The following is a 13,368-nucleotide window of genomic DNA, read 5'->3' on the forward strand; positions in this document are numbered from 1 at the left end:
TGCCGTCGGCGCGGTAGAACACGAGGTTGCCGTCGGTCTGCATGCGGGCCCAGGCGCCCGGGTTGCCCGCGGTGCCGCTGGACCACAGGACGCCGCCGGGCGCCTGCCGGTGCCTGACCACCAGGTTGCCGTCGGCGCCCATGACCAGGGTCAGGTCCGGGCCGGGGAAGGACTGCCCGGAGTCGAGCCGGCTGCCGGGCGCGAGGAGGGCACCGCCGCCCAGCGCGTAGGCGGTGCTGGGGCCGGCGAGGCTGTAGCCGGGGTCGCTGGTGGTGCCGGTGCGGGTGCCGGTCCAGGTCTGGAGGGTGCCCTGGGGGGTGATGCCCCACAGGGAGGGGGAGCCGTTGCCGGTGAGGTCGCCGTCGGAGCCGATCCGGGGCCAGGCGGCGGCGGTGACGCCGGTGGAGATGGTCCTGGCGCTGCCGAGGCCGGTGATGGCGGGGTAGGTGTAGGTGGTGCCGAAGTCGTCGGTCTCGGTGGCGCTGCCGAGGGTGAGGGTGTAGGCGGTGATGGTGCCGGTGGTGCGGTTGCGGGCCCACAGGCCGGGGCGGGACTGGGTGGTCCAACTGCCGGGGCTGATCAGGTCGGTGTCCTTCCAGCCGCTGGCGGCCAGCCGGATCGGGGAGCCGAGGGTGTTGTCACCGGGGGCCGGGTAGTACCAGAGTGCGGCGTCGGTGCCCGCGGTCTCGGTGGTGAACAGGCCGGTGCGGTTCTTGTTCTGGTTGGCGGTGCCGCGGTCGGTGGAGGCCGGGTCGCCGAGGGCCGCGATCTGCCGGGTGGCCGACCACGTGGTCGCGTAGCCGGTGCAGTCCGGGTTGGCGGTGCTCACCGCGCAGGCGGGTTTGGCGAGGACGGACTTGGTGTCGTAGACGCCGCTGACGCCGGTGTTGCCGGGGTTCTTGTAGACCCACAGGGCGGCGTCGCCGTCCCGGTGGGCGATCAGGTCGTCGAGGTCGGGGCCGATGCGCAGGCTGCCGCGGTGGGTGGTGCGGTAGTTGGCCCAGGAGTCGCCGCCGGGGGACTGCGCGGCGGTGGCGGCGGGGCTGTTCTGCGGGCCGGTGGCGGGGGTGGTGTAGGCGCGCAGGTCGCCGGCGGGTCCGTAGGTGAGGACGTCGGGGGTGCGGGCGCCGTCCTGCTCGCCGTTGACGTCGCCGTAGACCGGCTGCGGGCCGTTCGGGTTCCACGGCACGTAGAAGGCGTACTGGGCGGCGGGGGAGAGGTTCCCGGCGTTGTCCTCGGCCTGGATGTAGAGGACGTTGGTCCCCCAGCGGCCCGGGGTGACGGACAGCCGGCCGTTCGGCACGGCGGTGCCGCACTGCCAGGAGGCGCCGTCGAACTGCGGGTCGAAGCTCCAGCGCAGGCAGGCCACGCCGGAGGAGTTCAGGCCGCTCGGGTTCGGATCGGTGGCGGCGAAGAGGATCGTTCCGGTCTGGCCGGCCCGCAGGCCGGTGGTCTGGCCGTTGCCGGACGGCGGGAACTGCGTCGCCGGGTCGAAGTCCCCGGAGGGGAAGGACAGCGTCGGCGGGGTGGTGTCGACCTTGAAGTTGCAGATCGGCGTGGGGCCCGCCCAGCCGACGCCGTCGAGGCCGTCACTGGCGAAGAGGCTCCACCCGTAGGCGTGGCCGTCCTTCAGCGTGCCGCCGGGCAGCCAGTACGAGGCGGTGCCCCCGCTGGCCACGTAGGCGGAGAACCCGTTGGCGACGTCCGGCGATCCGGACTGGCTGTAGTCCCAGATGTGGTTCCAGGAGAGGGCCTGCGCCTGGGTCGGGCTGGAGACCGTCGCGGTCAGCGCCGCGCCCTGGGCCTGCGCGGCGCCGGCGCCGAGCCAGCCCCAGGTGCTGGAGTCGTTGTTGCCGCAGGACTGGGTGGTCCGCCCGTTCACGGCGGTCCGCGGTGCCGGGAGGACGGCCGGGTTCGCGGGCGGGTTCGGCACCCGGTCGTAGGTGACGGTCAACGTCGGGTTGTTCGCGACCCGTTTGAAGCCGTACGCGTCGCTCTCGTTGCCGTACAGGCCGAAGGTCAGGTTGTCGTAGGTCGGCCCGTACTGCCTGAGTACGCCGCTGACGTCGTAGGCGAAGCCGACCGGGGAGGCGCAGTTGGACTGGCCGGTGCCGGGCACCTGGCGGGTGCCGTCCAGCTTGCCGCCGACCCGGCCGGGCTGGTTGTTCCAGTTCGTGCCGCTGGAGATGCCCCCGGTCAGGTACAGGTCGACCGGATAGGTCTGGGTGCAGGAGAAGTTGGCCGCGTACACCTCCTTCAGGCTGACCGTCGCACTGTTGACCACGGCGCCGCGCAGGCCGGTGGTGTCGAACTGGAAGAACGACCGGTTGACGTCGGCGGGTACGCAGCTGCCCCCGTTGGGGTAGCTGCCGCAGACGCCGACGCCGGGGGAACTGCTCGTCCGCCGGTAGTTGCCGGTGTCGGTCGCGTGGGCGGACTGCACCCACGTCCACGCGGCGGCGGTGTTGGTCGTCGGGATCCAGGCCGGGTCGATGTAGTACGGCGCGGTGCCGTGGGCGAGCAGGTCCTGGCTCGGCGTCAGCGTCAGGCCCCCCGGATCGGTGGCCACCGGCATCACGGCGACCTTCGCGGCCGGGCCGGGGCCCTCCGCCGAACTCGCTCCGGGGACAGGGCCGTTGCCGGGGGTGCCGGTCGGGGCGGGGGCGTCTGCCGGGGCGGCCTGCGCCCGGGACTGCGTGCCGGACTTCGCAGCCGCGGCCCCGCCGCTGTCGCCGCTGTCCCACATGGTCGGCGCGGGGGCGGTCCACCGGGCCCTGCCGTCGGCGCCCTTCGCGCTCAGCGCGCCGTCCGGGCCGGCGGCGACGGTCACGCCGTCCGCGGCGGTGGTGAAGCGCAGCCGCTTCAACGCCTGCCCCGTCGCGGCCTGTTGGGTCTTCACCACCAGCACGGTCGAGACGCCGCCGAACTTCGACGCCGTCACCTTCAGGTCCACGTCCGGCAGCACCTCCGGGTACAGCAGGCCGGCGCCGTCCGCGTCCACCCGCGGCGCCGGCAGCGCGAACGGCGCCCCGATCGACAACCGCTTCCCGTCCGCGCTGGTCAGCACCGCCAGCGGTCCGTCACCCCCGCCCGACAGCAGCACTCCACCGGCCGCTGCCCGCGGCGCGAAGCCGCCCTCCGCGGTCCGCGCCAGCGTCGCGTCCAGCTCCGCCCAGCCGCCGTCCCGCCGCACCCGCTGCTGTTCCGGCGCCGCGGTCAGCGCCAGGTGCCCGTCCGGCGTCGCCGAGGTCTCGGTCGATTCGGTGGTCAGCGACTCGATCACCACGTCCTTCCCGGTGGACCGGGCCTGCGCCAGCGCCCGATCGGTCTCGGACTCCGGGCGCTGCCGCGCACGCTCCTGCGCGATCGCCGCGACCTCCTGCGCCGTGGGGGACGCGGGCAGGTCGGCGGCGAACGCCACCGGCGCGGTGAGCCCGCAGGCCAGGACCAGTACCCCGGTGAGGGCGATCAGTGGTGGTGCGGAGGATTTGCGCGGACGTCTGGACATGGTGGTTTCTCCCGGTGTCGGCAATCGGTGACAGAAAAAGGGTCGGAAGTGTCGTTTTCGGTGTGGTTTGCGTGCGGACCACGACCGTTCGCGGGCGACCCGGGGGACATGCAACCAGGGTGGGCGAACGAATTTCACGGAACGTCAGATCATCCTGATTGCACGGCTCTTGACGCTATGCCCCATGCCGTTCGGATATTTTCCGCGGAGCGCGGAGCGCGGAGCGCGGAGCGCGGGGAGCGGAGCGCGGGGAGCGGGGGGAGCGGGGAGCGGCCAACGGCCTCGGTGGCCTCGGCGGGGCGGGGTGGGCGGGGTGGGCGGAAAACCAGGTGCGCGGGGCGGGGGAGATGGGGCAGCATGGGCGGCGACGGCGCTGCCGGGCGCATTTCGCGCTCCCGCCGTTCCCTGTTCCCGGAGGTTCGCGTGGTGAAGCGATATTAGTGGCGGTGCACACCGCCCTCCGGCCTGCCCCTCTGATGGGCGGCCGGGCCTCCCGGTCCCTCTCGGACGACCCCGCTGACGTGCCCCGCTAGGGGCGCGGGCTGCTGACGCACGCCGCCGCGGGGCGTCGACACCCGCCGCGAGCCGTGGGCGGCCGCCCCTTCGCGGGCCGGTCGGCAGCCCCTGCCGTCCAGCCCTCCTCCGACCCCCGCACCCCCTGCTCGCCCCCCTGCTCGCCCCCCTGCTCGCGCCGCGCGGCCGTGCCGTGCCGCCGTGCGCCGACGCGCCCCGAGAGGACGGCCATGACCGCCACCGCATTCGACCGCAACACCGCGCGGGTACGTGAACTGATCGAGGACGAGGGGGAGTTGCGCGAAGGACCGGAGCTGGGCCGACTGCTCGGGCTGCTCGCGGAGCGCCGGGGCGCCGACCTGTCCGGCCTGCCGCCGCGACGACAGGCCGACCTGCTCGGCGCCCGGGCCGCGCAGGTGCTGCCCGGCGGCGACCGGCTCGCCGAACTGCTCGCCGAGGGGCGGCCGCTGACCGTCAAGTTCGGCATCGACCCGACCGGCGCCGAGGTGCACCTCGGGCACGCCGTCCCGATGATCCTGGCCAGCCGGCTGCAACGGATGGGCCACCGGGTGGTGTTCCTGGTCGGCGACATCACCGCCCGGATCGGCGACCCGTCCGGCCGCAGCGCCGAACGGCCCCCGCTCACCCCCGACGACGTGCGGCGCAACGTCGCCACCTACCGGCAGCAGGTCGGGCCGTTCTTCGACTTCGAGCGGGCGGAGTTCCGGTTCAACAGCGAGTGGCTGGAGCCGATGACGCTGCCCCGCTTCCTGGAGGTGCTCTCCCGGCTGCCCGCCTCCGCCGCCCTCCAGCGCGAGGACTTCCGCACCCGGCTCGCCGAGGGCAGCGGACTGACCCTGGCCGAACTGGTCTACTCCGTGGTGATGGCGCTCGACTCGGTGGAACTCGTCGCGGACGTCGAACTCGGCGGCCTCGACCAGCTGCTCAACCTCCAGATGTGCCGCCGGGTGATGAGCGCCGTCGGGCAGCGGCCCGAAGTGGTGCTCGCCACCGGCCTGATCGAGGGCACCGACGGCACCGGCGCCAAGATGAGCAAGTCGAAGAACAACTACGTCGGGCTGGGCTTCCCCGCCGAGGAGATGTTCGGCCGGCTGATGTCCTGCGCCGACCGGCTGCTGCCCGACTACCTCCGCGCCCTCACCGAACTCCTCGACGAGGAAGTCGAAACGCTGCTCGCCCAGGTCGACGGCGGCCGCCGGCACCCGATGGCCGTCAAGACCCTGCTCGCCGCCGCCGTCACCGCCACCGTCCACGGCGAGGACGCCGCGCTCGCCGCGCGGGACGCCTTCCGCGCCCGGTACTCGGTGCGCCGGTACTCCCAGGCCGGGCCGCTGCCCACCGTCGATCCGGCCGAGCACGGCGCGGCGACGCTCGGCGAACTGCTGGTCAAGGTCAGCGGCGAACTGCCCAGCCTCAACCAGGTCCGCCGGGTCGCCGAGGCGGGCGGCCTCAAGCTCGTGGTCGAGCACACCGACGGCGGCCGGCGGACGGTCCCGCTGAGCCGGGGCGAGGCGGACGAGCGGCTGCTTGTCGTGCTCGGCGCGCACGAACTGGCACGGCCGGGGGCGCACCGGCGGGTGTTCCTGCGCTGCGGGCGGAAGGTGGTGGAGCTGACCTGACCGGCGGACGAGAGCCCCGACAGGGGCCCGGGGAACGGCGAGGCCGTGGCTGCGAGCGGTTCACTGCCGGTGCGTGCGGGGGCTTCTGGCCCCTGTCACGGCACGCGGCAGCACGGACTCGCCGTTCCCCGAACCTGGTGACGCTCTTTGAATCCGGCTGTGGCACACATTTCGTGACGAGCACTGTGGGAGCACTCGCCACGTTGGCTTTGGTCACGAGAATCGACGGCAGATGTCCACCACTTCGGGAGGCGGCCGTCTGGGCCGTGTTCGATCGGCAGTGGTTGTCAGACGGCAGTGGCGTAAAGGTGAAACGTCAGGTTGTTGCGGCCCGGCGCGGCACCGGTATGCCCCGCCTTAGGTACCTTCTTGACCGTTTCGTCCTGATTCGAGTAAGTGAGTGTCCTATGGCGGTACAGAAGGATGACGTCACCGCCTCGGGAAGTCCCGACCGGCTGCTCGCGCTGTCGGACGGGATCTACGCGATCGCCATGACGCTCCTCGTCCTCGACGTGAAAGTCCCTGACGGCCTGGACGAGAAGGAGTTCCGTGATGCGATGGGCGATCTGTGGCCACAGGTCGCCGCCTACGGGCTGAGTTTCTACGTCCTGGCTGCGTTCTGGCGCGACCACCGCAGGCTCTTCCTCCTCGCCCGCCGGCTGGACACCTCCCTGCTGCGGCTGACGATGGCCTCGCTCGGGGCAATCGCGCTGCTGCCGTTCCCCACCGCGCTGCTGGCCGACTACGCCGACGAGCCGGCCGCGGTCGCCCTGTACGCGATCGTCATCGTCGTCATCGAGGCCTTCCACATGGCCATCGCCGCGGTGCTCTGGCGCCGGGAGCACCTTCAGGCCGAACCCATCAGCGACGCCCTCGGGCATGCCGTGCTCTGGGATCTGGGCACCACCGTGATCGTCTTCGGGCTGTCCGTGCCCATCGCCTGGCTCTCGCCCACAGCGGCGCTGTGGACGTGGCTCCTGCTGATCCCCGCGAAGATCGTCTCGGGACGGGGGCTGCGCTCCGCCATGCGATCCAGCTCTACCCCCTGACGGTCGGCAACGCCTGCACGACCATGTTCCCGGAGCCCCGAGGAGGCCACCGTTCGAATGCAGTACGGCCTTCGACTGCCTCCCGAAGCGGTGAACATCTGCTGTCGGTTCTCGGGTTCTGGTCCAACTTCTGTGGCGTGACTACTCCGTGTGACCGTTTGGCTCGTCGGGACGCCTCCCGAGATCGTCTGGAAACGGCCGGTGCCGACTGCGTTCGGGCTGATGGTTCTGGGCTGTGCGCGAGGTACTGCTCCAGCTGGAAGAGCTGCTCTTCCTGGCGGATCCGGGGATCAGGGTGGAGTCGGTGCAGGACGATGGCGAGGTGATTCAGGTCGGTGTCAGATGTCGGGCGACCGGGGCTCGACGCCCGGGCTGCGGGGGCTGGTCCAGGCGGGTGCACGGTTCCTACCTGCGGTTTCCCGCCGATCTTCCCGTGGCAGGACGGCGGGTGGTGCTGCGGCTGCGTGTTCGGCGCTTCACGTGCGAAAACGTCTGCTGCGGGCGGCGGACGTTCGTCGAGCAGGTTGCGGGCCTGACCCGGCGGTACAGCCAGCGGACCGAACGGATGCGGTCGGTGCTGGCCGAGGTCGGCCTCGCCCTGGCCGGCCGTGCCGGTGCCCGGCTGGCCGACGTGTTCGGGGCGGGGGTCAGCCGGAACACGGTCCTGCGGCTGGTCGACACCCTCCCGGAACCTCAGCCACAGGCCCCGCGCGTGGTCGGCATCGACGAGTACGCGATGCGCAAGGGCCGTGTCTACGGGACCGTGCTGGTCGACGTCGAGACCCGCAGGCCGGTGGACCTCCTACCGGATCGCGAGGCGGGCACGGTCGCGGCCTGGCTGGCCGAACGCCCGGGGATCGAGATCGTCTGCCGCGACCACGCCCCGTTCTTCACCGAGGGCGCCAGGACCGGGGCACCCACCGAGGTCCAGGTCGCCGACCGCTTCCACCTCTGGCGCAACCTTGGCGAAGCAGCCGAGCGGTGCGTCTCCCGCCACCGCCCTTGCCTCCGTTCGACCTTCACCGCATCGGAACCGGAGAGAGCTCCGGCAGCGGCCGAGAGCGGGTCGCCGTGGCGCACCGGGCACCGGTTCGCCGACCGCACCAGCGCCAAGCACGCCACCGTCCACGCGCTGCTGGCCGCCGGCCACAGCAGACGCTTGATCCAGCGCCAACTCGGCATGACCTACGGCACCGTCCAACGGCTGGCCAACGCCGCGCGGCCGGAAGACCTGTTCCACGGGCAGTGGCAGAACCGCAGGACCAAGCTCGACGACTTCAAGGCCCACCTGCACGACCGGTGGGCCGAAGGCTGCACGAACGCCTGGACTCTCTGGGAAGAGATCAAGACGCACGGCTACCGCGGCGGCCACGGAGCCGTCCGCGCCTACCTCCAGCCGTTCCGCACCACCCCGACCGCACCGGCCGCCCGACCACCCTCCCCGCGCACGGTCACCGGCTGGATCCTGACCCACCCCGACATCCTGCCGGAGAGCGAACACCTGAAGCTCAAGTCCCTCGTCGCCGGCTGCCCCGAACTGGATGCCCTCACCGGGCACGTCCGTACCTTCGGGAAGATGCTCACCCAGCTCCAGGGCGACCAGCTCCCGCAGTGGATCAAGGCGGTCCGCGCCGACGACCTGCCCAGCCTCCACGCCTTTGCCAACGGCCTCGAACGTGACCTCGCCGCCGTCACCGCCGGCCTCACGCTGCCGTGGAGCTCCGGCGTCGTCGAAGGCCACGTCAAACGGATCAAAATGATCAAGCGTCAGATGTACGGACGCGCCGGATTCACGCTCCTGAGAAAGCGGGTCCTGCTCGCCTCGTGGCCATTCCTACGCCGGTCTCGTGCGGCCGAAGCGAAAACACGTGGACCGCCCGCGCAAGAACATGGTCGACTTCGCGCATGAGCTTGTTGGTCGACGTATTCACTGCAGACGAGAGCGGCGAGTCCCGCTTCCTCGACGTCCCCGAAGGGTCGTCGGATCTTGCCGGCTTCGAGAGCTGGCGCACTACGGTCTGGGGATCGGAAACCGTCCGTGCGCTCGGGGCGCGGTTCTTCCCTCAACTGGCTGGTAACCACCTTCGCGTTGCCCCGGAAGACGTTCCGGAGTTCATCGACGAAGTCCTCCTGCTCCAGAACAACATCGAGTCCATCGCCGCTCGCATGGACTCACCCAAGCCCATCGACCAGCGCACCGGCGAGATCGCGGACCGTCTGAACAACATCCGTGACGCCGCTCAGCGAGCGTCGCAGATCGGCGGCGGTGTGCAGATCTGGTAGCGGGCATGCTCGATACAGCGGCGAAGCCGGTGACTCACTGCGACCGGGTCCACAGAAGTTGGACCAGAACCGGTTCTCGTGAACAAAGCCAATTCCGCCGGGCGAGGAGCTCGGGCAGCAGACGGAATCGTGACGAACGAAGCGGCCGTCACCTTCGGATCTGGCAGTCACGGAGGTGAAGCGAGCACGAGCGTCCGCAGCAGCGGGAAGGAGGCCCGCCCGTATGACCGGCGCTTGATGAGCTTGATCCGCGTGACCTGGCCCTCGACGGCGCCTGAACTCCACTTGAGCGCAAGGCCGTTGATGACAGCATCCCGGTCGTTTTGCAGGAAGGCGGCGAAGGACTGGATCGGTTGCGGGCCGCTGGCCAGGGCCCGGCCCATCCAGGTCGGCAGCTCGGTGCCGCGTCGTTCACAGGTGACGGCGGCAAAGTCGCGGGCCAACTCGGCGGCCACCGCAAGGTCTGGACAGGCATCCAAGACCTGGTCGAGCTGGGCGCGCTCGCCAGCGGCCAGAGAATCGGGGCGACGCATGATCCAGGCTGCAATCCGGCGCGGTCGCGGGATCGGACGAGGCTCTTCGACCGCGGTTCCGGCTCGCAGGGGCGCGACGTATCCATGCACCACGACCTTGCTGCCGCGGTAGCCGCGCTCCTGGAGCTCCCGGCTGATGGCATGTCGGCGTACGAGTCGAAGTGCAGAGGTGAGTACGAGCGAACGTGCAGAGCTGCTGCAGCGGCCCAGGGTTGATGCCGGGAGCGCTCGCCATGAGGAAGGATGCTCCGCATGACTATTTGAAGAGCACCGTCCGAGCGGCAGCACTGGCTCAAGGTCGGGACCTGGGACACGCTCTCTGACGGGGGCCGTCGGATCTGTGCCGCCTGCGGGACGCCTGTCCGCTCGTACCAGTACCGCTTCTATCCGCCCGAGTCCTCCATGTTCGAGCGGTGCATCGGGTTCGCGTGGTGTTCCGGCTGCCGGATCTACTCCGGCTCGATGGTTCACGTTTCCCGCAAGCGGGTTCTCGTCGATGCACTGGCGTCGCTGCCCAACGGTCAGCGGGAGCGTCTTGTGCGGGACGAACCCGGGTTGATCGAATACCTGGACAGACAGGCCCGGGGCAAGAGCTCACCACCTAGTCGTTGACGGTCTGTCGGGTCCGTCGGGCGACGCCGACTTCTCCTTCGATGGCGGTGAGCCGGTTCTTGGGCCGGTAGCTGGGGCCGTTGATCGGGACGACGTCGCAGTGGTGGAGGAGCCGATCGAAAGTGATCGTCACGAGATGTGTGCCACAGCCTTGAATCCCCCACCCTGTGCTCCGGGGGCGGCCCGTCAGCCCCCGGTGCCTTGGGCGCAGCGGGCGTCACGACGGGTGCGCCCGACGGCTGTGGTCTCCTGCTCCATCAGGGCGTGGTCGGGGCGGTTCGACGTGTGGTGATGTCACGGTGGAGGTACGCCGCGACGGAGAGAGCGGTTATCGCGCAGTAACTCCACACCTCGTTGTAGGTCAGTGCGCCGGCGGCGAGCCCGCGGGTGACCAGCACGCCGGCGGTGATCGCCAGCGCCCCCGCCGTGTAACCGATTGCACGGAGCCAGTGCCCGGAACGTGGCGTCAGTGCCGCCGTGCAGACCGCAAGGGCCACCAGGGCGAAGAACAGCAGGCGGCCGGGGCCCCGCCAAGGCGGATCGACGAGCGTGGCGGCGAGCAAGACCCCCGGCGGTCCGAAGCGCCCCAGGGCCTGGCGGCGGGCTGCTTCCGGTCGGACGGGCGGGGTCGGTCCCGGCTGCGCGACGGTGGCCGGGAGGGTGGGTACGGGGGCGGGAGGTTCGGGGGCGGACCCGGAGGGGCGGTCCAGCCGTCGCAGGGCCCGAGCCAGAGCGGCGGCGTCCGGAAAGCGCCTGGCGGGTTCCTTGCGCAGCAGGGTGAGTACGAGGTCGTCCCAAGCCGCGGGAATGCCCGGGACCACCGCACTGGGCGCCGGCGGTTCCTCGGTCAGGTGCGCCGCGAGGTAGCCGACTGTGTCCGGTGCTTGGAACGGTAGGCGTCCCGTGAGCAGTTCGAAGATCATGCAGCCGACGGCGTACAGGTCGCTGCTCGGTTCCGGGAAGCCGCGTGCCTGCTCGGGGGCCATGTACGGGGGCGTGCCGACGATGAACCCCGTCCGAGTCAGGCGACCGCCGGACGCGGTGGAGCCGGCGGCCCGCGCGATGCCGAAATCGAGGACCTTGACGCCGTCCGTCGGTGTGACGATCACGTTGGACGGCTTGATGTCCCGGTGCATGATCCCGGCGTCATGGGCCGCGGCAAGGGCGTCGCAGATCTGGGCGCCCCACCGGGCAACGCGTGACGGTTCCACCGCGCCGCGGCGCAGCATCGCCTCCATGCCCTCCCCCCGGACCAGTTCCATGACGAGGAACGGGGCCCTGTCCCGTCCTTCGCCGGACTCCCCGACGTCGTGGACCGTCACGATGCCGGGGTGCTGGAGGCGGGCCGTGATCCGCGCTTCGCGCAGGAACCTCGCACGCTCCTCGTCCCCGCGACTCCCGCCCCCGTTGAGCAGGGAGACCACCTTGACGGCGACGAGCCGGTCGAGGGCTTCGTCGTGCGCCTCCCACACCTGCCCCATCCCGCCCTCACCGAGCAGGCGCCTCAACCGGTACCGCCCGCCCAGAAGCTGACTCTCCATCACCGCTGTGCGCCCCCGTCCTCTGCACTCGCCTGTGCCGCCTCGCATGCCGGTACCGGAGGATCATTACCCGGACGGCCGGGCCGCCGCATCCATCGGAGCGTGCGATCCGCCTTGAACGCACGTGCAGGCAAGGGGGGACGTGAGCGGCCCCGGGATTTTCACGGATCCCCATCACCTGCTGGTGTTCTCGCGGTTCAGGCGTCGAGTTGCCGGGTCCGGCCGGCCCAGCGGACCACGGCGGGCATGGCCAGGCCGGCCGCGAGGAAGACGCCGCCCATGAGCAGCCAGCCGGGGGCGCCCCAGCTCAGGCAGAGCAGGCCGAGCAGGGCCGGGGCGACGGTGTAGCAGAGGCCCATGCCGAGGCCGAAGACGCCGGAGTACTGTCCTTGCGCGTGTGCGGGGGCCAGTCGGAAGCGCAGTTCCATCGAGCCGGCCGCGTGCCAGAGCGAGCCCACGGTGTGGACGGCGACACCGGCTGCCATGACGGTCGCGGCGGCCCAGCCCGGTAGGCCCGCGGCCGTCGCGATGACCGCCATGCCGGCCAGGAACGCCAGTCCGGCGCGCCGGGTGGCCCGGCCGGCGAGCGGGCCGCCCTTGATGCCGCGGCTGGTCCGGATCTGCAGCAGGACCACCATCACGGTGTTGACGGCGAGCGCGACGCCGGTGAACCAGCGCGGTGCGCCGGTGTGCAGGACCACCCAGAGCGGCAGGGCGTAGGTCACCACCTCGCCCTGGATCCACAGGATGCCGTCCAGCACGACGAAGGCCATGTACGGCTTGTCCCTGAGGGCGAGCCACCGGTCCGACCCGGCCGTCGCGGGCAGCGGTTCCAGCGCCGGCAGCCCGAGCAGGACGGCCGCGCAGCCGACGAAGGTCAGGGCGTTGGCGGCGATGAGCGCGCGGTAGGCGGGGCCGGAGTCGAGCTGGATCACCGCGCCGGCGGCCAGCGCCCCGAAGGTGCTGGCCAGGAAGGCGGTCGAGCGCAGGTAGGAGCGGAACTTCGGCACCTCGTCGCCGCCGAAGCGGCGGATCATCGGGCCGCGCGCGGCGCCCCCGGAGGCGCCGGCCAGGTCGGTCACCGCCATCGACAGCACGAACGCCGTGAACGAGTGGGCGAACAGCAACGACAGCATGGAGACGGTCTGGATCAGCAGGGTGGTCAGGAAGACGCCGCGCGGGCCGCGGCGGTCGGCGAGGTGGCCGACGGGCGGGCCGGCGAGCAGGCCGACCACGCCCGCGATGCCGAGGCCGAGTCCGACCTGCCCGATCGGCAGGCCGATCACCCGCAGGGCGTACAGCGGCGCCGTCGCCAGGAAGGCCGCGGTGCCGAGCTGGTTGACGAAGCCTCCGAGGGCCAGCCGGCGTTGGGGGCCGGATTCGGGGAGCAGCCCGCGGCGCACCGGCCAGGGCCGGCGGTCCGGGGCGCCGGTCTCCTCCTGGCGGGTGTCGGGGGACAGGGTGCTGGGCCGGCTCACCTGGTGCTCCTGGAAGTCGATCACGGTCGGGCGGGAACGAACGATGCTCCCGCACCCGGTGGGCCGGTGTCCGGCTTTCGGTGAAGTCGGTACCCCGGCGGACGAGCACGCACCTCCAGGGGCTCGGGGAACGGCGAGGCCGTGGCTGCTGCGGGTTCACTGCCGTTGGGTGCATCGGCTTCTGGTTCTGTTTACGGCACGCAGCAGCACG

8 protein-coding genes and 1 pseudogene are annotated in these 13,368 nt (G+C 71.5%); 4 read left to right on the forward strand and 5 right to left on the reverse strand.

Features of this window, described 5'->3' with window-relative positions:
- The coding region (locus ACFUEL_RS22010; RefSeq protein WP_380238215.1) for a hypothetical protein at positions 1 to 3,508 on the reverse strand (3,508 nt) is incomplete at its 3' end.
- 743 nt (positions 3,509 to 4,251) lie between these two features.
- Between ACFUEL_RS22010 and tyrS the strand changes: the two genes are divergently transcribed.
- The 4 genes from tyrS to ACFUEL_RS22030 all read left to right on the forward strand — a co-directional run bounded on the left by tyrS (position 4,252) and on the right by ACFUEL_RS22030 (position 8,993).
- Complete coding sequence (gene tyrS / locus ACFUEL_RS22015; RefSeq protein WP_380238216.1) at positions 4,252 to 5,661, forward strand: tyrosine--tRNA ligase; 1,410 nt, start codon at positions 4,252 to 4,254, stop codon at positions 5,659 to 5,661.
- Between the two features lie 407 nt (positions 5,662 to 6,068).
- On the forward strand, positions 6,069 to 6,710 hold the full coding sequence (locus tag ACFUEL_RS22020) for a TMEM175 family protein (protein ID WP_380238217.1): 642 nt from the start codon (positions 6,069 to 6,071) through the stop codon (positions 6,708 to 6,710).
- A 235-nt stretch (positions 6,711 to 6,945) separates the two neighbouring features.
- The gene (locus ACFUEL_RS22025) at positions 6,946 to 8,619 is read left to right on the forward strand and encodes an ISL3 family transposase (protein WP_380238218.1); all 1,674 of its coding nucleotides are present in this window, start codon (positions 6,946 to 6,948) and stop codon (positions 8,617 to 8,619) included.
- Complete coding sequence (locus ACFUEL_RS22030) at positions 8,616 to 8,993, forward strand: hypothetical protein (RefSeq protein ID WP_380238219.1); 378 nt, start codon at positions 8,616 to 8,618, stop codon at positions 8,991 to 8,993. Before ACFUEL_RS22025 ends, ACFUEL_RS22030 begins: the two co-directional genes overlap by 4 nt.
- A 167-nt stretch (positions 8,994 to 9,160) precedes the next feature.
- On the opposite strand, the gene ACFUEL_RS22035 is transcribed toward ACFUEL_RS22030, so the two are convergent.
- The 4 genes and pseudogenes from ACFUEL_RS22035 to ACFUEL_RS22050 all read right to left on the reverse strand — a co-directional run bounded on the left by ACFUEL_RS22035 (position 9,161) and on the right by ACFUEL_RS22050 (position 13,157).
- On the reverse strand, positions 9,161 to 9,526 hold the full coding sequence (locus ACFUEL_RS22035; protein ID WP_380238220.1) for a transposase: 366 nt from the start codon (positions 9,524 to 9,526) through the stop codon (positions 9,161 to 9,163).
- A 601-nt stretch (positions 9,527 to 10,127) separates the two neighbouring features.
- Positions 10,128 to 10,268: pseudogene (locus ACFUEL_RS22040) on the reverse strand (ATP-binding protein); the annotation flags it as partial.
- A 127-nt stretch (positions 10,269 to 10,395) separates the two neighbouring features.
- On the reverse strand, positions 10,396 to 11,727 hold the full coding sequence (locus ACFUEL_RS22045) for a protein kinase (protein WP_380238221.1): 1,332 nt from the start codon (positions 11,725 to 11,727) through the stop codon (positions 10,396 to 10,398).
- A gap of 149 nt (positions 11,728 to 11,876) precedes the next feature.
- A complete protein-coding gene (locus ACFUEL_RS22050; protein WP_380238222.1) occupies positions 11,877 to 13,157 on the reverse strand; it encodes an MFS transporter in 1,281 nt (426 codons plus the stop codon).
- Positions 13,158 to 13,368: the final 211 nt, after the last annotated feature.

Source organism: Kitasatospora sp. NPDC057198, from assembly GCF_042670125.1.
Classification (GTDB): domain Bacteria; phylum Actinomycetota; class Actinomycetes; order Streptomycetales; family Streptomycetaceae; genus Kitasatospora.